Raw genomic sequence first — 17,984 nt, 5'->3', positions numbered from 1 at the left:
CGCGACCAGGGAAGGGAGAGATCATCAGCATGATCAACGACGAAATCGGAATCCAACCGCGAAGCGCAGCTCGGCGCGTCTTGACTCGCATCCTGGCCGGTGCGGCCGGCGTGGCCGCGACGGCGGCGATGCTCTCGATCGGGCCGGCGCCCGCCGCTGCGGACACCCGGGCGAGCTGCGGCAGCGACAGCGGCGGGAAGAACGTCACGGCCAAGTACGGCAGCAACTACGTCGCCAAGTTCTGTGCCCGTGGCGAGAAGCTGCACGTCAGCGACGGCGTGACCGACGGCAAGGCGGCCTATGCCTACGTCCGGGTGCTCCGGCCGGACCCGCACTCGCCGGACGGCTGGATCCACTACGACTCGGACTCGTTCAAGGTCCCGTGGCGGGCCACCTACGGCCTCGACTCGCCGGACAGCGCCAGCGGCATCACCGAGGGCTATCCCGTCGGGGTCCAGGTCTGCAAGGGCGCCAAGAAGAAGGATGAGAGCAACTGCTCCAAGATGGTCTGGGGCCGCGCCTGATCCACTGACCCGCGCCCCCCAAAACCAGCCGACCGGGCACAAAAGCAGCGTTCGGAGCCTGTCGAAGGAGCGTGTCGCTGCTCAACTGCCCGGTCGGCGGTCAGTGGTAGCCGCGGGACTGCAGCCGGTAGAGCTCCGCGTAGTGCCCGCCGCGGCGGATCAGCGCGTCGTGGGTGCCCTGCTCGATCAGCCGCCCGCGGTCCAGGACGAGCACCAGGTCGGCGTCGCGGACGGTGGCGAACCGGTGCGTCACCAGCAGCGTGATCGCGCCCCGGTCGACGCCCTCCCGCGCCTGCTCGATGTAGCGCTCGAACAGCTCGTGCTCGGTCTGCGCATCGAGTGCCGCGGTCGGCTCGTCGAAGACCCGCAACAGCGGCGATTCCCGCACCATGGCGCGGGCCAGGGCGAGCCGCTGCCACTGGCCGCCGGAAAGATCAACTCCGCCGTGCCACTGCGCGCCGAGCTGGGTGTCCAGGCCGTCCGGCAGCGCCTTCCGTAGCCCCTCCGCGGCGGCCAGCCGGAGCGCGCGGCCGGTCGCGTCCCGATCGTCGATCCGTTCCGGGTCGCCGAACCCGACGGCCTGCTGCGCGGTCAGTTCGAGCCTGAGATGATCTTGGAACGCAGCGGTCAGATGCCGCCGCCAGTCGTCGACGTCCAACTCGGCGAGGTCCACGCCGTCGACCAGGATCCGGCCGGTGCTCGGTCGGTAGAGGCCGGCCAGCAGCTTCACCAGGGTCGACTTGCCGGCACCGTTCTCGCCGACCACCGCGACGACCGACCCGGCCGGCAGGTGCACCTCGATGCCGTCCAAGGACGGCCGATCGGCCCCGTGGTACGTGAAGCCGACGTCGTCCAGGGTGATCCCGTGGCGCAGCCGATCCGGCGTCGGGCGGCGGCCGGCGAAGTCGTGGCCGACCGTGGCGGCATGATCATCGAGCCAGATCATCCGGCGTACGTTGCGCAGGATGTCGGCCATCGAGCCGAACTGGCCGACCAGGCCGAACACGGTCCACTGGATCTGCCGTGCCGCGACCACCGCGACGGCGATGGCCGGCGCCGCGGTACCGGAACCGAGTTGCAGAATCAGCCAGAGCAGCACGGCCACCAGGACGGCGAGGAAGATGATCTCCTCCACCGCGGTGGTGATCGCGCCGCGGCGGGTGGCCCAGAGGGTGGGCCGGCGCCAACGATCAAGATCGGCGATCAGCCACCGGCCGAGCGTCGCCCGGACGCCGAAGGCGCGAAGCTCGCTGCCCGTACTCGGGCGCAGGGCCACGCCGGCGAGCTGCCGGGAGCGGCGGCCGGGCAGCGCCGACTCCTCTTCGGCCCGGGCCTTCCAGCGGTTGCGGAGCCGGGTGCCGATGATCGCCGGGATCGCGCTGAGCGTGATCAACAACAGCCGCGGGTCGATCGACGCGGCGACGCTGATCGAGGCGACGGCCATCGCGATCACGTTGACCGACCAGAGCAGCGAGGCGAGCCCGGTGCCGATCAGTCCCCGGGTGGAACGCAGGATCTCCAGTTGATCGAGATAGTCAGCCCGTTCCAGGTGTTCGATGCTGGGGATCGACGCGTTCAGCCTGGCGACCCGCCGGTCGAACGCGAAGCCGAGCTTCTCGGACAGGGTCATCCGCGCCTCGGCGCCGGTGAGACTGAGCGTCCAGCCGCTGGCGATCGTGATCACCATCGCCACCAGTCCGAACCAGATCCGGTCCGGCTGGCGTCGGATGACGCCGTCCACGATGATACCGATCCACAGCGCGGTGAGGATCTCGGCGACCGAGCCCAGCACCTCCAGCAGGACCAGCAGGCTCCGCCCCGGCGCGACCCGGGCACTGGTGCTGATCAACAGCCCGAGCGCCCGTAGCGTGTCACGCATCGTGATCACCCTCCGCTTCGGCGGTGACGAAACGCCGCGCCTGCAGCCGGAACATTCGCGCGTACGCACCGTCGGCGGCCAGCAGCGACGCGTGATCACCGTCCTCGGTGATCCGGCCGCCGTCGATCACGACGATCCGGTCGGCGTGCCGGACACTGTTCAGGCGGTGCGACACCAGGATGGAGGTACGGCCGCGGCTGACCTCGAGCAACCGCTCGAACAGCTCCGTCTCCGCCCTGATGTCCAACGCCGCGGTCGGCTCGTCCAAGATCAACACCTCGGCGCCGCGATCGAGGGCGTACAGGGCTCGGGCCAGCGCGACCCGCTGCCACTGCCCGCCGGACAACTCGGTGCCGTCCGGATAGCCGGCGGCCAGGACGGTGTCCAGGGTCAGCCGGGTCAACAGCTCCTCGGCCCCGGCCGCCGCCAGGGCCGCCTCGATCGCCCGATCATCGTCACGGTCGTCCCGGAAGGCCACGTTCTGACGCAGGCTCAGCTCGTACCGCCCGAAGTCCTGGAAGATCACCGCCGCACGGCGGCGCCCCGCCAGCGGAGACCGGCCGCCGATCGTCACCCGTCCGGAGTCGGGCGCGTAGAGGCCGGCGAGCAGCTTGATGCAGGTCGACTTGCCGGCCCCGTTCTCGCCGACGATCGCCAGCGCCTGCCCCTCGGGCACGTCCAGGGCGAAGTCGCGCAGCGTCGGTTCCGCGCGGCCCGGATAACGGAAGCTGACCGCGTCGAACGCGACCGTCACGGCGGATCGCCGTACGGAATGATCATGGTCCGGCTCTTCCGCCGGCTCGCCCTCCGCCGGCTCGTTCTCCGTCTGCCGGTCGAGGTCGTGCTCCAGGGCGTCGAGCTGCCGCAAGGCGGAGCCGGACCGGCTCAACTGGGCCCCGACATCCCCGTAACTGCTCAGACTCTCCAGCCCGTTCGCGGCCTGGATGATCACCACGACCGCCCCGGCCCCGAGGACGCCGGCGATCGCGGTCCAGCCCAGCCAGCCGAAGACAATCGCATAGGCGATCAGCAGCGCCAGGATCCCCAGCAGCAGGGGCCCGGCCGCCCGCCCTCGGCGCCGCCACAACCCGGACATGACGGCCTGCCAGGACTCGCCGAACCGGGCGTCCAGCCAGGGCACGGCTGCGAAGATCCGCAGTTCCTTCGCCCCCGCCGGCTCCATCAGCAACCGGCGCAGATATTCCGGCCGGCGGCGCTGATCCGCCACCGCCTCGTCCAGGTCGGCATAGATCGTGGCCAGCCAGCGCCGGAACATCCCGGTGAAGATCAGATAGCCGGTGACCAGCACCGGCGCGATCCACCAGGAGTACTGCAACAGCAGGATCGCCGCCGCAACCCCGGAGACCCGCCAGCGCAGCACCGTGAACACGGCGGTCACCGCCACCAACTGCACGCCCTCGCGGTGCGCCTCCGCCACGCCGTCGATCCGGCCCTTGAGCCGCGGGTCCTCCAGATGCCCGATCGTCGTCGGGGCCAGGGCCGCGGCAACCAGCGAACGCTCGACCTCGACCACGAACCGCCGGGACAGTTCGGCCTGGGCGACGTTGTGGATCGCGGCGAGCACCGGACTGATCACCGAGAGCCCGCCGAACCAGGCGAGCGCCGTCAACGCAGCGGTCACGTCCGCCGCCGCCACCGCGTCGACCAGGCGACCGGACGTGATCATGACGAACACCGGCAGCACGCCGAGCACGAGCGTCGTCGCCGTACAGCCCAGCGTCGGGCCCGGAGCCAACCGAAAGAAGGTCCGACCGAGCGTCGCGAGATTCTGCGGCCACAGCCTGCTGAGCCGGTCCCACCACCGACCGGTGCCGCCGCTCATGGCGCCCACTGTGCCAGAGGGCCGCCGCGCCGGCAGCCGATCGCGTCGGACAACTCACGACCCGGTCGGGACTCGCACCTGACGCCCTGCTCACCGCGCCGCCGTCGGGCCCGCATCTGACGCCCATTTATCGCCTCGCCGTCGGCCCCGCGCCTGACGCCCGTTCACCACCCGCCGTCGGCCAACGCCAGACGCCCCACTCACCACCGCTGCCGGACCCCGCGACGCCCGTTCACCGCCCCGCAGTCGGGCCCGCGGCAGACGCCCTGTTCACCGCGCCTCCCGATCCGGCCTCACGCTGACGCCCGCCCCATCGGGCTTCGGTCGCTCCCTTCCCCGATCGACCGGTCAGTTCTGCAGCGACACGCCGTCAAAATGCCTGCGTTTGTGACCGGTCGGCGGGCTTTTTGGGGAGGGTTTAGAACAGGAGGGCCTGGGCGGGGTCGGTCAGGACTCGGGCTACGTCGGCGAGGAAGCGGGAGCCTTGTTCGCCGTCGACCAGGCGGTGGTCGAAGCTGACGGCGAGGGTGGTCACCCAGCGGGGCTCGATGCGCTCCTCGGCACCCGTACCGACCACCCAGGGGCGGCGTTGGATCGCTCCCATGCACAGGATCCCGGCCTCCCCCGGATTGAGGATCGGGGTGCCGCCGTCGATGCCGAAGACGCCGATGTTGGTGATCGTGAACGTACCACCGCTGGTGTCGGCCGGCTGCGTCTTGCCCTCCTTGGCGGCCTTGACCAACTTGTCGATCCGGTGCGCCAGGGTGACCAGGTCGTCGGCGTGGGCGCCCTTGAGATTGGGCACCAGCAGGCCGCGCGGAGTGGCCGCGGCGATGCCGAGGTTCACGCCGCGGCGCAGCACGATCTCGCGGTTCGCCTCGTCCCAGGACGAGTGCAGTTCCGGGGTACGGCCGAGCGCGAGCAGGACCGCCTTGGCGACCACGACCAGCGGCGTCCAGCGGACCTCACCAAGATCACGGCGCTGCTTCAGCCGGTCCAGCAGTTCCATCGTCGCGGTCACATCGCAGGTCAACCACTCGGTGACGTGCGGAGCCGTGAACGCCGACGAGGTGACGGCCGCGGCCGTCGCCTTGCGGACGCCCTTGATCGGGATCCGCTCCTCGAACAGTTCGTGCACTGAGCTTGTCGAAGTGCCCAGGACCGGTGTGGCCTGACCTTCGACAGGCTCAGGGGATGTTGTGGTGGCGGCCTGTTCGACATCGGCGCGGGTGATCACGCCGCCCTCGCCGGTCCCGGTGATCGTGGTCAGGTCCAGGCCCAGATCCTTGGCCAGCTTACGAACCGGGGGCTTGGCCAGGACCGCGCCGCCGGTCGGGGCGGGTTCGGCCGGGGCCGGTCCGGGGTCGGGCAGCGGGCTGCCGCTCGGCTCGGCCTGGCCCGGGCGCAACGGCGCCTGCTCGTCGGCGCGCCGGGACACCGGGGCAGCGGTCTGGAACGCCGCCACGAACTGATCATGAGCCTCGGCCGGACCGGCCTCGGCCGCCGCCGCACCCTTGCGCGGCCGGCGTCTGGTCTCCGACTTCTTCGGCCCGCTGCCGACCAGGTTGGCCACCGGGGCCTCCTCGTCGGGCTCCTCGCCGTCGTCGATGATCACGATCGGCGTACCGACGTCGATCAACTGGCCTTCCGGAACGAGCAGTTCCTTGATCGTTCCCTCGAACGGGCTGGGCAGTTCGACCAGCGACTTGCTGGTCTCCACCTCGACCAGGATGTCGTTGATCTTGACCTGATCACCCGGCTTCACCCGCCAGGTGACGATCTCGGCCTCGACCAGGCCCTCGCCCGGGTCCGGGAGCAGGAAGTTCTTCATGATCGGACTCCTCCTCAGTAGGCGAGCGAACGGTCGACGGCGTCCAGGATCCGATCAAGATCGGGAAGGTAGTCCTCCTCGACCCGGCTCGGCGGGTACGGCATGTCGTAGCCGCCGACCCTGATCACCGGGGCCTCCAACGAATAGAAGCACTGCTCGGTGATCCGGGCCGAGATCTCCGCGCCGACGCCGAGGTTGAGCGGCGCCTCCTGGACGGTGATCAACCGGCCGGTCCGCTGTACGGACTCGACGGTGCTGGACAGGTCGAGCGGCGCGATCGTCCGGAGATCGATCACCTCCAGCTCACGGCCCTCCTCGGCGGCGGCCGCGGCGGCGTCCAGGCAGATCTTCACCATCGTCCCGTACGCGACCACGGTGGCATCGCGGCCCGGCCGGACCACCTGTGCTGAGTGCAGCGGCGGCGGGCTGGCCTTCTCGTCGACCTCGACGCCCTTCTCGTGGTAGCGCCGCTTCGGCTCCAGGAAGATCACCGGATCGTCGGAGGCGACCGCCTGCTGGATCATCCAGTAGCCGTCCACCGGGTTGGAACAGGTGACCACCTTGAGCCCCGGAGTGTGCGCGAAGTACGCCTCCGGGGACTCGCTGTGGTGCTCCACGGACCCGATGCCGCCGCCGTACGGAATCCTGATCACGAGCGGCATCCGGAGCTTGCCGCCGGACCGGTAGTGCAGCCGTGCGACCTGGCTGACGATCTGGTCGAAGGCCGGGAAGACGAACCCGTCGAACTGGATCTCGCAGACCGGCCGGTAGCCCCGCAGCGCCATCCCGATCGCGGTGCCGATGATGCCGGCCTCGGCCAGCGGCGAGTCGATCACCCGATGCTCGCCGAAGTCCTTCTGCAACCCCTCGGTGACCCGGAAGACGCCGCCGAGCTTGCCGATGTCCTCGCCCGCCAGCACCACCTTCGGATCGGCCTCCAGCGCGCGCCGCAAGCCGGCGTTGAGCGCCTTGGCCAGACTCATCTTGGTCATGCCCGTCCCCCTTCGCCCGTCTCCGCGAACGACGCCTGGTATTCCTCGAAACCGGCCCGCTGCTCGGTGAGATAGGGAGTCGTGTCCGCGTACACGTTGTCGAACAGTTCGCCCAGCTCCGGGTCGGGCAGGCTCAGGCAGGCCTGCCGCAGCTCGGTCGCGACCTGCTGCGCCTCCGCGTCGACCGCATCGAAGAAGTCATGATCAACAACGCCGGACCGGGTCAGGTACGCCCGCAGCCGCTCGATCGGGTCCTTCAGCCGCCAGTGCTCGACCTCGTCGCTGAGCCGGTACTTGGTCGGGTCGTCGGCCGTGGTGTGCGCGCCCATCCGATAGGTGTAGGCCTCGATGAACGTCGGGCCGTTGCCGGAGCGGGCTCGCTCCAGGGCCTCGGTGGTCACCGCGTGGACGGCCAGCACGTCGTTGCCGTCGACCCGTACGCCCGGGAAGCCGAAGCCAGAAGCCCTGCGATACAAGGGGATTCGGGACTGCCGTTCGATCGGCTCGGAGATCGCCCACTGGTTGTTCTGACAGAAGAACACCACCGGCGCGTTGTACGAGCTGGCGAACACCATCGCCTCGCTCACGTCACCCTGGCTGGTCGCGCCGTCGCCCAGATAGCTGATCACCGCAAGATCACGACCGGGCTCACCGGTGCCGACCAGGCCGTCCCGTTCGACGCCCATCGCGTAGCCGACCGCGTGCAGGGTCTGCGCCCCGATCACGATCGTGTACAGGTGGAAGCGGGACTCGGCGGTGTCCCAGGCACCAAGATCAACTCCGCGGAACATCGCCAGCAGCCGGACCGGCGGAACGCCGAGGCAGTAGGCCACGCCGTGCTCGCGGTAGGTCGGGAAGACGAAGTCCTTCGCGCCCAACGCTCGGCCGGAGCCGACCTGGGCCGCCTCCTGGCCCAGACAGGAGGCCCAGAGGCTGAGTTCACCCTGGCGCTGCAGGGCGGTTGCCTCGGTGTCGATCTTCCGGGTGATCACCATGTCGCGGTAATAACCCTTGATCGTTTCGTCGTCGCCGTTGAAGGCGTACCGGGGGTGGCTGAGCCGATCACCCTCCGGGGTCAGGAGCTGTACCAGCTCGACCTCGGCGTCGTTGACCTCGGTCACGTCGTACATCCTCTCGTCGGGACACGTCGGTATCCGTGCTTGCCGGCACCCGGTCGTGGGGTGGGCGTCCGGGTGAACTTGAGGGATTCCGCGGCCGCGGAACCGGGCCGTGATCATGCTGGGTGTGGCATCAACCCCGACCGTTCCCACAACGTACATCTTGATTGCCGGGTGCGAGAAAACTCCTCGGATGTCCTAGTGGTGAAGGGCACCTGAACGAGGCTCGAAACGCTCCGCCGACCATTGCGGTCGTCCGTGAATTCAGAAAAGACTGCCCTATGACCCTCGTCACGCGGAGTGATCAACCATCCCGGACCACCCCTCTACGTGCCGCGCTGACCGTGCTCCTCGCCGTCGCGGTCGCGCTCGCCGGCCTCGCCGTACCAGGACGGGCGCAGGCGGCCACGATCGTCGCCACCGCGATCGCGAACCAGGACGGATCGACGGCCTCCGTCACCGGCTACGTCGTCGGCCAACCGGTCGGCAGCGACCAGGTCGTCACGACCGACTTCCCGAACGACTACGCCCTCGCCCTGGCCGATGCCGCCGGCGAGACCGACCCCGCCGCGATGCTGTACGTGCAGTTGAGCGGCGCCTTCCGTGCCGACTGGGGTCTGAGCTCCAACGCCGGCCTGCTCGGCGACCGGATCACGGTGACCGGCACCCTGACCCCGTACTTCTCGCCGCACGCCGGGCTGAAGAACCCGACCGCGATCACCGCGGCCGGCTCGGGCGACCCGGATCCCGGCCCCGGCGATCCGGGAGATCCGGACCCGGGTACCGGCGACGACTACTACCAGCCGGCGATCGGCAAGACCGGGCCGGAATTGCGGGCCGCGCTGCACGGCATCATCGACGACCACACGCAGCTTTCGTACGACCAGGTCTGGGACGCGCTGAAGCGGACCGACGAGGACCCGGCCAACTCCTCGAACGTGATCGAGCTCTACTCCCGCCGCTCCGTACCGAAGTCGTCCAACGGCGGCGACCCGGACGACTGGAACCGCGAGCACACCTGGGCCAAGAGCCACGGCGACTTCGGCACCTCCCCCGGACCGGGCACCGACATCCATCACCTGCGGCCGACCGACGTCAGCGTCAACGCCGACCGAGGCAACCTCGACTTCGACCTCGGCGGGTCGGCCGTCGACGAGTGCTCCGGCTGCCGGCGCGACGGCGACTCCTTCGAGCCGCCGGACGAGGTGAAGGGCGACGTGGCGCGGATGCTGTTCTACATGGCGATCCGGTACGAGGGCGACGACGGCAAGCCGAATCTGGAGCTGAACGACCAGGTCGGCAACGGCTCCGCCCCGCTGCACGGCAAGCTCTCCGTCCTGTTGGCCTGGCACGCCGCCGATCCGGTCTCGGCGAGCGAGCAGCGCCGCAACGAGCTCATCTACACCGACTACCAGCACAACCGGAACCCGTTCATCGACCACCCGGAGTGGGCCGAGTCCATCTGGTAGCGGACCGGAGTGACTTTCCGCCGGTCAGTCGCGGCGGAAATCATCCACAGATCGACCGCACCCCAGCGCCTCATCCACAGACTTTCTTCGGGGCGGCGGAAACCGGGGATTCTGCACAGAATCCCCGGCATGAACCAGACCATCGATCCGCCATCGCTGCTGCTCCGGCTGGCGGCCGCGCAGGACGGAGTGCTGACCGCGGCGCAGGCGGCCGAGCTCGGGGTGGGACGGCACAGCATCGCCCGGTTGGTGCGGTCCGGCCGCTGGCGCCGGCTCGGTCCGTCGGTGTTCTTCGTCCACGACGTCGATCCGCCGTGGATCGCCCTGGTCTGGGCGGGCGTGCTCCGGGCCGGGCCGGCCGCGCGGGTCGGCGGCCTGGCCGCGGCCCGGCTGCACGAACTCTGCGACGACGAGCCGGAACTGATCACGATCTTGGTGCCGCGGCGGCAGCTGACCTCCCGGCCGCCGTGGGACTTCCACCGCGAACATCCTGGAGTCAGATCGCCCCGTTCGCCCGGAAACCCGCCTCGGCTGACCGTCGAGGACACGGTGTTGGACCTGTGCACCGACCCGAGCGCGACCGTGCAGTGGGTGACCGCCGCCGTCCAACGCCGGCGCACCTCGCCGGCGCGGCTCCGCGAGGCGGTCGAAGGAAGGGCCCAGCTGCCTCATCGGCGCCTGCTCGCCGAACTGCTCGCCGACACCCGGGAAGGAGCCGAGTCGCCGCTGGAGGTCCGCTATCTGCGCGAGGTCGAGCGTGCCCACGGGCTGCCCCGGGGTCGTCGCCAGGTCGGCCGGCACGGGCGCAGGGCCTGCCATGACGTCGGCTACCGCGAGTTCGGCCTGATCGTCGAACTCGATGGACTCCACGGGCACGAGGGCGCGGGCCGGTTCCGGGACATGAGTCGCGACAATGCGGCGCTGATCGACGGCTACGTCACCCTCCGGTACGGCTGGGCCGATGTCACCGAGCGCCCGTGCGAGGTGGCGATCCAGGTCGCCGACCTCCTCATCCGCCGCGGCTGGACCGGCCTCCCCAGCGGCTGTGCCCACTGCCGCCGCGTTCCACGGTGAATTTCCGCCGGTCAGTCGAGGCGGAAATTCACTCAAGACCTCGCTGGCGGGCGCGGTAGGCGGTGACGTGCATTCGGTTGGCGCAGTTGCCGGTGTCGCAGAAGCGCTTGGAACGGTTGCGGGAGAGGTCGATCAGTACGTCAGAGCAGTCGGTGGCGGCGCAACGCTTCAGCCGCGACCACTCGTCGGTCCGGATCAGGTCGAGGAAGGCCATCGCGGTCTCGGCAGCGATCCGCTGCTCCAGCGGCTGGTCGTTCCTGGTCAGGTGCAGATGCCAGTCGAGTTCGTCGTGCCGGATCAGGTACGGCCTCGCGTCGCACTCGGCCAGCAGTTCGTTGACCAGGTCCGCGGCCTGATCACGGTCGTCGACGTCCCAGAACCGGCGCAGCCGCGGCCGCAGGGCACGGACCTGGCGCAGTTCCTCGGCCGTGCCCAGGATGTCGCCGGAATAGCGCTCGTTGGTCAGGAACTCGTCCAACTGCGCCCGCTCGGTGAGCCGGTCCCCGTCGGTCGGGCTGAGCGAGTTGACCAGCCAGACGGCAGCCCGCAACACAGCCTCGGTGTCATGGGCGAAAATCACATTGACTCCTGACATGGCGGCGAACTACTGTCATGGGCGAACCAACTCTTTACCCCTTACAGCCTAGGCAGCCCATGTCCACTACCGAAGCGGTCACCGAGGCGGCGCGCAAGCACGGCGCGCGCTCCGGCCTCACCCTGGCGTTGTTCTCCGCGATGGCGTTCGGCCTGTCCGGCTCGCTGGCCAAGCCGCTGCTGGAGACCGGCTGGTCGCCCGCCGCCGTGGTCGCGGTCCGGATCGGCGGCGCCTTCCTGGTGCTGTTGGTGCCGTGCCTGCTGATGCTCCGCCGGTACGGGACGGGCGGCCGGCTGTGGCGACCGACCGGGCGGCAGGGCCTGCGCATGATCGGGTACGGGACGACCGCGATGGCGTTGGCCCAGCTGTGCTACTTCAGCGCCGTGCAGTACGTCTCGGTCGGAGTGGCCCTGCTGCTGGAATACCTGGCCCCGGTCCTGTTGATCTTCTGGCACTGGGCCAGGACCCGGGTCCGGCCGGAGCCGCGCCGCTTCCTCGGCGCCGGGCTCGCCGTCCTCGGGCTGTTCCTGGTGCTCGACGTGGTCCGGGGCGCCGCGGTACACCCGCTCGGGCTGCTCTGGGGTCTCGGCGCCGCCGCCTGCCTGTGCTGCTACTTCATCCTCGGCGACAACGGTGCGGACACTCCGGTGCCGCCGCTGGTGATGACGACCGTGGGCACCGGCGTCGGTGCCACCCTGATCCTCGGCCTCGGCGGGCTCGGCGTCCTGCCGCTGGCGGCCGCAGCGGCACCGATCCACATCCTGTCGGCGGCCGAGCTGCCCTGGTGGGTGCCGGCCCTGCTGTTGATCTTGATCACCTCCGTAGCGGCGTACCTGGCCGGAATCGTCGCCGTCCGCCGGCTCGGCGCTCCGATCGCCTCCTTCGTCGCGCTGACCGAAGTGATCTTCGCGGTGATCTTCGCCGCCGTCCTGCTGAGCGAGTCGCTGAGCCCGGTCCAGCTGCTCGGCGGCGCGCTGGTGATCGCCGGAATCACCGTGGTACAAGGGATCCGACTGCGCGGCAGAGCGAGCCGCAACTAGGTTCGCGTCCACTCCAGCGTGTACCGGAAGAACAGCCGACGCCTGATCCTGGCGCCCGGCAGCACCCGGCGTGCGGTCGCCGAGATCTCCGAGAACGTCTCAACGGGATCGCGTACCGGCATCTCGGGTCCGTCCTGATCATGAGGCCTCAGGACGGGCCGGGGATGCTTGATCAGCCCGACCACCGGATTGAGCAGCGATGACGCACCGTCCCAGGCGAAGTCGGCCGGGGACTCGGCCCAGGCCAGACCGACGACCAGCAGTCGGCCACCGGGTTCGAGCAACTCGGACGCGTGCCGCAGCGCGGGCTCCAGCGGCAGGTGGTGCAGCGATGCGATCATCGTGATCATGTCGAAGGTGCCGTCGATTTGCTCGAACCCGGCGTACCGCACGCTGACCGACGGATCCTCGGCGAACCGGGCGCCCGCGGCCGCCGCCATGGCGGCGTCGGCGTCCACACCCAGCACCTGGTCGAAGGCCCCGCGCAGCCGGTCGATCAGCAGACCGGCACCGCAGCCGACGTCCAGCGCGCGCCGCCGCCGGACCGGGAGCCGCCGCAGGATCCAGGCATGGAAGTGGTCGTTGTGGCTCCACGGGTGCCGGGCATTGATCGACGCCAGCCGCCGGCCTGCCGCACGGATCAAGGGGTTGGGCACAGTCCGGATGTCCATACGTTCACCGTAACGGCGCTGGCCGGCGCCTCGTTCGTGCTGCCCGGACTCGGAGCCGTGGCCAGGCGCTGGCCGCGATGTTGATCATGCTCGGCTTCCTCGGCTTCGGCTGGTACGCCCGCGGGGCCCGAATCGCCGAGTTCGCGCCGCCCGGCCGAACCGGCCCGATCCTCTGGCTGGCGATGGCCGGCAACCAACTCGCCGCCGCCCGGCGCCCCGCCGCTGCGCGACCTGCCCGCCCTCGCCCGCCCTCGCCCGCCATCGCAACACCTGACCCACCTCACCAACTTTCCTGTCGCTTTACGTGAGATGTTTCTCGCGGAAAGTGCCAGTTTTTCACGTAACGTGAAAAACCGACCGGCGCCGGCGAGTCGGGGTCAGGGGGCGGGGGCGAGCCAGCGGGTGGCGTCGGGGAGCCAGCCTTGGCGGAGCATGCCGGCGCCGACCAAGGGGTGCAGCCAGGCCTGTTCGGCGTCGGTGAGCGGGCGACGGTCGCTGTAGGCGGCGAGGAAGAGTTGCTGGGCTTCCGGGGTGATCGGCCGCCAGTCGCGATACCAGGTGCCGAGCAGGACCAGGGCGTGCGCGAGGTCGATCACCGGCGCCTCCAGCCGGGCCTCCTCGAAGTCGAGCACCGCACCGATCCGGCCGTCGTGCCAGAGCAGGTTGGCGCCGCGGAAATCGGTGTGTACGGGTTGCCGGCCGGGGCGGTCCGGCAGGTCGGCCGCCAGCCCGTCCAGCCGAGCCGTGAGCTCCGGCGCCGCCGCGGCGCTGTGCTCGGGAATCGCCAGGAAGTCTGCGCGTCCGTCGGGTGGACCGTCGGGGCCCCAGCGATGATCATGGTGCAGGGTGGGGCGGTCCGGCCAGGCCGCCAGATCCTCGTGCAGCGCGGCCAGGGTCGCCCCCGCAGCTCGTACCTGATCATGGTCGGAGCCGTCCAGGAGCTCACCCGGCAACACCGGCTGGATCCCGATCGACCAACCGTCCCGCCGCAGTTGCAGCTCGCCCGCGACCGTGCGGACCGGCCGAGCCACCGGCTGCCCGCGATCGGCGAGCCAGTCGACCAGCGCGGCCCGGGGCAGCAGCCAGTCGTGGCTGCCGCCGAAGCGGCAGACCTTGATCATCAGCCGCTGGTCGGCGCCGGTGACCCAGATCATCAGGTTCTGGGCGCTCAGCACCAGCCGGTCGACCGACCGGAGGGCGATCCCGTATTCGTCGGCCAGCAGGGCGGTCGCCCACCGGCCCGCGGCCTCGGCCGTGGCGAAGCCGAACCGGCGGGAAAGCTCCGCCACCGGATCGCTGGCCTCCCAGAGCATCTCCGGGGCCGGCGCCGTGATCATGACTGGCCGAGCTTCGACGGTACGACCTCGAGCAGCGTCTTCGTGTAGGGGTGCGTCGGCTCCAGCAGCACCTGCTCCACCGGCCCGGACTCGACGATCTTGCCCTGGTGCATCACCAGCACCCGGTCGGCGATGTTCCAGGCCAGACCAAGATCATGAGTGATCACCAGGGCGCCCAGCCCGAGATCGCGCTTGAGTTGCAGCAGCAGGGCCAGGATCTCGCCGCGAACCGACGCATCGAGGCTGGCCACCGGCTCGTCGGCGACCAGGTAGGACGGCTCGAGGGCCAATGCTCCGGCGATCACCACTCGCTGTCGCTGGCCGCCGGACAGTTCCTGCGGAATCGCTCCGAGGTAGCGGCTGGGCGGGGTGAGCTCGGCCTGGGTGAGTGCCTTCGCGACCCGTTCGGCCTCGTCGCCCGGCAGCCGGTGGATCCGGATGCCCTCGGCGACCGCCTCGTAGACGCTGTGCTTGGGATTCAGCGAAGCGCTCGGATCCTGCAGCACGAACTGCACCTGGCGGCGGTACGCCTTCAGACCGGCGCGATCGGTCGGCATCGGCCTGCCCTGGTACGAGATCCGGCCGGAGGTGGGCCGCTGCAGCCCGAGTACGGTTCGGGCCAGCGTGGTCTTGCCGGACCCGGACTGCCCCACCAGGGCGACGATCTCGCCCGGGTGGCAGGCCAGCGATACATGATCAACAGCCCTGGTGTGGCGGCCGCGGGCGTGGAAGTCCACCACCAGGTCCTCGACCGCGAGCAGCGGAGCCGATGCCTCTTCGACAGGCTCAGGGCGCGGGGAGTTCGGGCGGCCAGGGCGCGGTGGGTTGGGGGCGTCGGGGCGCGGGGAGGTGGTGATCATCCGGGAGGCCGGGTCGCCGATGATCGGGAACGCGGCGGCCAGCTCGCGGGTGTGCTCGTGCTGCGGGTTGCTGATCACCTCGTGCGCGGGGCCCTGCTCGACGATCCTGCCGTCCCGCATCACGACGATCCGCTCGCACACCGCGGCCAGCACGGAGAGGTCGTGGCTGATCATCATCAGGGTCAGGTTGCGGTCCCGGACCAGGCCGCTCAGCACGTCCAGCACCTGCGCCTGGATCACCACGTCCAGTGCCGTGGTCGGCTCGTCGGCGATGATCACGTCCGGGTCGCAGGCCAGCGCCATCGCGATCATGACCCGCTGTTTCTGCCCGCCGGACAACTCGTGCGGGTACGAGTCCGCGCGGGCCGCGGGCAACTCGACCAGCCCCAGCAACTCCGCCACCCGAGCCGCCCGGGTCTCCTTCGTGGATCCCTTCTCAACATGGAGTTCCAGCGCCTCGAGGATCTGCTTGCCGACGGTCCGGACCGGGTTCAGCGAGTGCATCGCACCCTGGAAGACGATCGCCGCCTCGGTCCAGCGGACCGCGCGGAGCCGGCCCCAGCGCATTGAGCCGATGTCCTCGCCGGCCAGTTCGATCGCCCCGCTGATCTCGGCGTTGCGCGGCAGCAGCCGCAGCACCGACATCGCCAGGGTGGACTTCCCGCAGCCGGATTCGCCCGCGATGCCGACGGTGCCACCGGCCTCGATCGCCAACGACAGCCCGTCCACGGCGGCGATCTCGCCGGAGTCCGAACGCGCCGTCCGGTAGGAGATCCGGACGTCCTTCCACTCCAGGGCCGTCGTCGTCTTTGGGGTGCTCATCAGCGCGCTCGCAGGGTGGGGTTGAAGACCGCTTCCAGCGCGCGGCCGACCAGGGTGAAGCAGAGCACGACGGCGACGATCGCCAGGCCGGGCGGGATGACGTACCACCAGTAACCGGCGGTCGCGGCGCCGGTGTCCAGGGCGGTCTTCAGCATCGAGCCCCACGATACGGTGCCCGGATCGCCGAGGCCGAGGAAGCTCAGTGTGGATTCCGAGATCACCGCCGAGCCGACGGTCAGCGTGGTGTTGGCCAGCACGATCGGCAGCACCGCGGGCAGCACGTGCCGGCCCAGGATGTGGCCGTCGCCGGCGCCGAGCGCCCGGGCCCGTTCGATGTAGGGCCGGGCCTCGATGGTCAGTGTCTGCGACCGGACCACCCGCGCGGTGCCGGCCCAACTGGTCACGCCGATCGCGATGATGATCGTCCAGACGCCGCGGCTGAGCACCGAGGACAGCACGATCGCCAGCACCAGGCCGGGAATCACCAGGAAGAAGTCGATGACCCGCATGATCACGGCCTGCGCCATCCCGGTGAAGTGGCCGGCCGCCATCCCGACCACGGTGCCGATGATCATGGACACCGCGGTCGCCGCAAAGCCCACCAGCAGGGAGATCCGGGAGCCCCAGAGCAGCATCCCGAGCACGTCCCGGCCGGCCGGGTCGGTGCCGAGCGGGTGGGCCGCGGTCGGCGGCTCGTTCTGCTCGGCAGTGATCTTGGTGACGTCCAGCGTCTCGGCCGGGACCAGGATCGGCGTGATCACCGAGAGCAGGATCACGATCAGCAGCAGCACCGCGCCGACCAGCCCGGACCGGGTCCGGGTGAACTCGGTCCAGTTGTCCTTGAACTGCTGCTTGCGCCGTTCGGCGACGGCGCTGCCACGAGTGATCGTCGCGCTCATGCTGCCTTCAATCTCGGGTCGAGCAGCCGATAGACCAGCTCGGCGACCAGGTTCATGACGATCACCAGCGCGGAGAAGACGACGAAGGTGCCCTGCAGCAGCGGCAGGTCCGGCGCGTCGAGTCCCTTGAACGTCAGGAATCCGAGCCCCGGCCAGGAGAAGACCGTCTCCACCGTGACCGCCCCGCCGATCAGCCCGCCCGCGGTCAGGAAGATCAACGTCACCGTCGGCAGCAGGGCGTTCGGCACCGCGTGCCGAGTCCGTACCTTGTCCTCGGGCAGACCCTTCGCCCGGGCCGTGGTCAGGTAGTCGGACGTCATCTCCTCCAGCACCGAGGCCCGCATCACCATCAGGTACTGGGCGTAGACGACGGCCACCATGGTGAGCACCGGCAGCACCAGATGCCAGGCCACGTCCAGCACCCAGGCCAGACCGGTGGCCGTGGTCCCGGCGGTCACCATGCCGCCGGCCGGGAACAGCCGCAGTCCCCCGCCGAAGATCAACAACAGCAGCAGGCCGAGCCAGAACGTCGGCACCGACCAGAAGATCAACGCCAGCCCGGTCTGCCCCTTGTCGAACAGGCTGCCGCGCTTCCAGGCGGCCCGCTGCCCGATCCACAGGCCGAGCACGATCGACACCACCGCGGCAGTGCCGGTCAGCAGCAGAGTCGGCGGGATCCCTTCCAGGATGAGATCCCCGACCGGCCGGTTGTAGACGTACGACCAACCAAGATCACCGCGGAACAGGTCGCCGACGAAGTTGAAGAACTGGATGATCAACGGCTGATCCAGGCCGAACTGGTGCCGCAGCCGCTCCACCTCCTCGGCACTCACCCGGCGACCCCGGGTCATGTTGATCGCCGGATCGGAACCGGGCAGGATCCGGAACGCGAAGAACCCGACGACCACCACCATGGCCAGGCTGACCAAGGCACCGCCGGCCTTGGTCAGCAGGTAGCGCGGCAGAGTCGAGCCGCGCGGAGCCTCCTCCTCGACGACCAGCGTTTCGCCGGCGGGGGTGATGCTCAACG

The 17,984-nt window shown here is 70.0% G+C and carries 15 protein-coding genes; 4 read left to right on the top strand and 11 right to left on the bottom strand.

What is annotated here, in order from left to right:
- Positions 1-80 precede the first annotated feature (80 nt).
- Positions 81-524, top strand: coding sequence for a hypothetical protein (locus BKA15_RS18965; RefSeq protein ID WP_179753346.1), 444 nt, complete (start codon positions 81-83; stop codon positions 522-524).
- Positions 525-624: 100 nt separating this feature from the next.
- Here BKA15_RS18965 and BKA15_RS18960 read toward each other — a convergent pair whose 3' ends face one another.
- From BKA15_RS18960 to pdhA, 5 genes are all read right to left on the bottom strand, one after another.
- Positions 625-2,403 carry an ABC transporter ATP-binding protein gene (locus BKA15_RS18960; RefSeq protein WP_179753344.1) on the bottom strand — a complete coding sequence of 593 codons (1,779 nt, stop codon included), beginning with the start codon at positions 2,401-2,403 and terminating at the stop codon, positions 625-627.
- Entirely contained in the window at positions 2,396-4,246 is a 1,851-nt protein-coding gene (locus tag BKA15_RS18955; protein WP_179753342.1) for an ABC transporter ATP-binding protein, read from the bottom strand. The genes BKA15_RS18960 and BKA15_RS18955 overlap by 8 nt, the downstream gene beginning before the upstream one ends.
- A gap of 418 nt (positions 4,247-4,664) precedes the next feature.
- The gene (locus BKA15_RS18950; protein WP_179753340.1) at positions 4,665-6,077 is read right to left on the bottom strand and encodes a dihydrolipoamide acetyltransferase family protein; all 1,413 of its coding nucleotides are present in this window, start codon (positions 6,075-6,077) and stop codon (positions 4,665-4,667) included.
- A gap of 14 nt (positions 6,078-6,091) precedes the next feature.
- A complete protein-coding gene (locus BKA15_RS18945; protein WP_179753338.1) occupies positions 6,092-7,069 on the bottom strand; it encodes an alpha-ketoacid dehydrogenase subunit beta in 978 nt (325 codons plus the stop codon).
- Positions 7,066-8,199: a pyruvate dehydrogenase (acetyl-transferring) E1 component subunit alpha gene (pdhA, locus tag BKA15_RS18940; protein WP_179753336.1), complete on the bottom strand. Its 1,134-nt coding sequence runs from the start codon at positions 8,197-8,199 to the stop codon at positions 7,066-7,068. The genes BKA15_RS18945 and pdhA overlap by 4 nt, the downstream gene beginning before the upstream one ends.
- Positions 8,200-8,468: 269 nt before the next feature.
- On the opposite strand from pdhA, the gene BKA15_RS18935 reads away from it, so the two are divergent.
- Both BKA15_RS18935 and BKA15_RS18930 read left to right on the top strand, forming a co-directional pair.
- Positions 8,469-9,656, top strand: coding sequence for an endonuclease (locus tag BKA15_RS18935; protein ID WP_179753334.1), 1,188 nt, complete (start codon positions 8,469-8,471; stop codon positions 9,654-9,656).
- Between the two features lie 129 nt (positions 9,657-9,785).
- Positions 9,786-10,730, top strand: a complete 945-nt coding sequence (locus tag BKA15_RS18930; protein ID WP_179753332.1) for a type IV toxin-antitoxin system AbiEi family antitoxin domain-containing protein — start codon at positions 9,786-9,788, stop codon at positions 10,728-10,730.
- Between the two features lie 28 nt (positions 10,731-10,758).
- On the opposite strand, the gene BKA15_RS18925 is transcribed toward BKA15_RS18930, so the two are convergent.
- On the bottom strand, positions 10,759-11,310 hold the full coding sequence (locus tag BKA15_RS18925; protein WP_179753331.1) for a CGNR zinc finger domain-containing protein: 552 nt from the start codon (positions 11,308-11,310) through the stop codon (positions 10,759-10,761).
- Between the two features lie 74 nt (positions 11,311-11,384).
- On the opposite strand from BKA15_RS18925, the gene BKA15_RS18920 reads away from it, so the two are divergent.
- Positions 11,385-12,365, top strand: coding sequence for an EamA family transporter (locus tag BKA15_RS18920; RefSeq protein WP_179753329.1), 981 nt, complete (start codon positions 11,385-11,387; stop codon positions 12,363-12,365).
- Here BKA15_RS18920 and BKA15_RS18915 read toward each other — a convergent pair.
- The 5 genes from BKA15_RS18915 to BKA15_RS18895 form a co-directional block, all read right to left on the bottom strand.
- Complete coding sequence (locus tag BKA15_RS18915) at positions 12,362-13,036, bottom strand: class I SAM-dependent methyltransferase (RefSeq protein ID WP_179753327.1); 675 nt, start codon at positions 13,034-13,036, stop codon at positions 12,362-12,364. The genes BKA15_RS18920 and BKA15_RS18915 overlap by 4 nt on opposite strands.
- Positions 13,037-13,413: 377 nt before the next feature.
- Complete coding sequence (locus BKA15_RS18910; RefSeq protein WP_179753325.1) at positions 13,414-14,373, bottom strand: phosphotransferase enzyme family protein; 960 nt, start codon at positions 14,371-14,373, stop codon at positions 13,414-13,416.
- Positions 14,370-16,055 (bottom strand): dipeptide ABC transporter ATP-binding protein, encoded by a 1,686-nt coding sequence (locus BKA15_RS18905; protein WP_179753323.1) that lies wholly within the window; start codon positions 16,053-16,055, stop codon positions 14,370-14,372. Before BKA15_RS18905 ends, BKA15_RS18910 begins: the two co-directional genes overlap by 4 nt.
- On the bottom strand, positions 16,055-16,954 hold the full coding sequence (locus BKA15_RS18900) for an ABC transporter permease (protein WP_179753321.1): 900 nt from the start codon (positions 16,952-16,954) through the stop codon (positions 16,055-16,057). The genes BKA15_RS18905 and BKA15_RS18900 overlap by 1 nt, the downstream gene beginning before the upstream one ends.
- Positions 16,951-17,982: an ABC transporter permease gene (locus tag BKA15_RS18895; RefSeq protein ID WP_246322376.1), complete on the bottom strand. Its 1,032-nt coding sequence runs from the start codon at positions 17,980-17,982 to the stop codon at positions 16,951-16,953. Before BKA15_RS18895 ends, BKA15_RS18900 begins: the two co-directional genes overlap by 4 nt.
- Positions 17,983-17,984 lie beyond the last annotated feature (2 nt).

Source organism: Microlunatus parietis, assembly GCF_013407955.1.
GTDB classification, from domain to species: Bacteria; Actinomycetota; Actinomycetes; order Propionibacteriales; family Propionibacteriaceae; genus Microlunatus; species Microlunatus parietis.
The sequence above is the reverse complement of the archived record's forward strand: the minus strand, read 5'-3'. Positions and strand labels throughout refer to the sequence as shown.

What these genes read in the sequence shown, in the direction of transcription:
- BKA15_RS18960 (WP_179753344.1), bottom strand. Translation starts at nt 2,403, where the DNA reads ATGCGTGACACGCTACGGGCGCTCGGGCTGTTGATCAGCACCAGTGCC.
- BKA15_RS18955 (WP_179753342.1), bottom strand. Translation starts at nt 4,246, where the DNA reads ATGAGCGGCGGCACCGGTCGGTGGTGGGACCGGCTCAGCAGGCTGTGG.
- BKA15_RS18950 (WP_179753340.1), bottom strand. Translation starts at nt 6,077, where the DNA reads ATGAAGAACTTCCTGCTCCCGGACCCGGGCGAGGGCCTGGTCGAGGCC.
- BKA15_RS18945 (WP_179753338.1), bottom strand. Translation starts at nt 7,069, where the DNA reads ATGACCAAGATGAGTCTGGCCAAGGCGCTCAACGCCGGCTTGCGGCGC.
- pdhA (WP_179753336.1), bottom strand. Translation starts at nt 8,199, where the DNA reads ATGTACGACGTGACCGAGGTCAACGACGCCGAGGTCGAGCTGGTACAG.
- BKA15_RS18935 (WP_179753334.1), top strand. Translation starts at nt 8,469, where the DNA reads ATGACCCTCGTCACGCGGAGTGATCAACCATCCCGGACCACCCCTCTA.
- BKA15_RS18930 (WP_179753332.1), top strand. Translation starts at nt 9,786, where the DNA reads ATGAACCAGACCATCGATCCGCCATCGCTGCTGCTCCGGCTGGCGGCC.
- BKA15_RS18920 (WP_179753329.1), top strand. Translation starts at nt 11,385, where the DNA reads ATGTCCACTACCGAAGCGGTCACCGAGGCGGCGCGCAAGCACGGCGCG.
- BKA15_RS18915 (WP_179753327.1), bottom strand. Translation starts at nt 13,036, where the DNA reads ATGGACATCCGGACTGTGCCCAACCCCTTGATCCGTGCGGCAGGCCGG.
- BKA15_RS18910 (WP_179753325.1), bottom strand. Translation starts at nt 14,373, where the DNA reads ATGATCACGGCGCCGGCCCCGGAGATGCTCTGGGAGGCCAGCGATCCG.
- BKA15_RS18905 (WP_179753323.1), bottom strand. Translation starts at nt 16,055, where the DNA reads ATGAGCACCCCAAAGACGACGACGGCCCTGGAGTGGAAGGACGTCCGG.
- BKA15_RS18900 (WP_179753321.1), bottom strand. Translation starts at nt 16,954, where the DNA reads ATGAGCGCGACGATCACTCGTGGCAGCGCCGTCGCCGAACGGCGCAAG.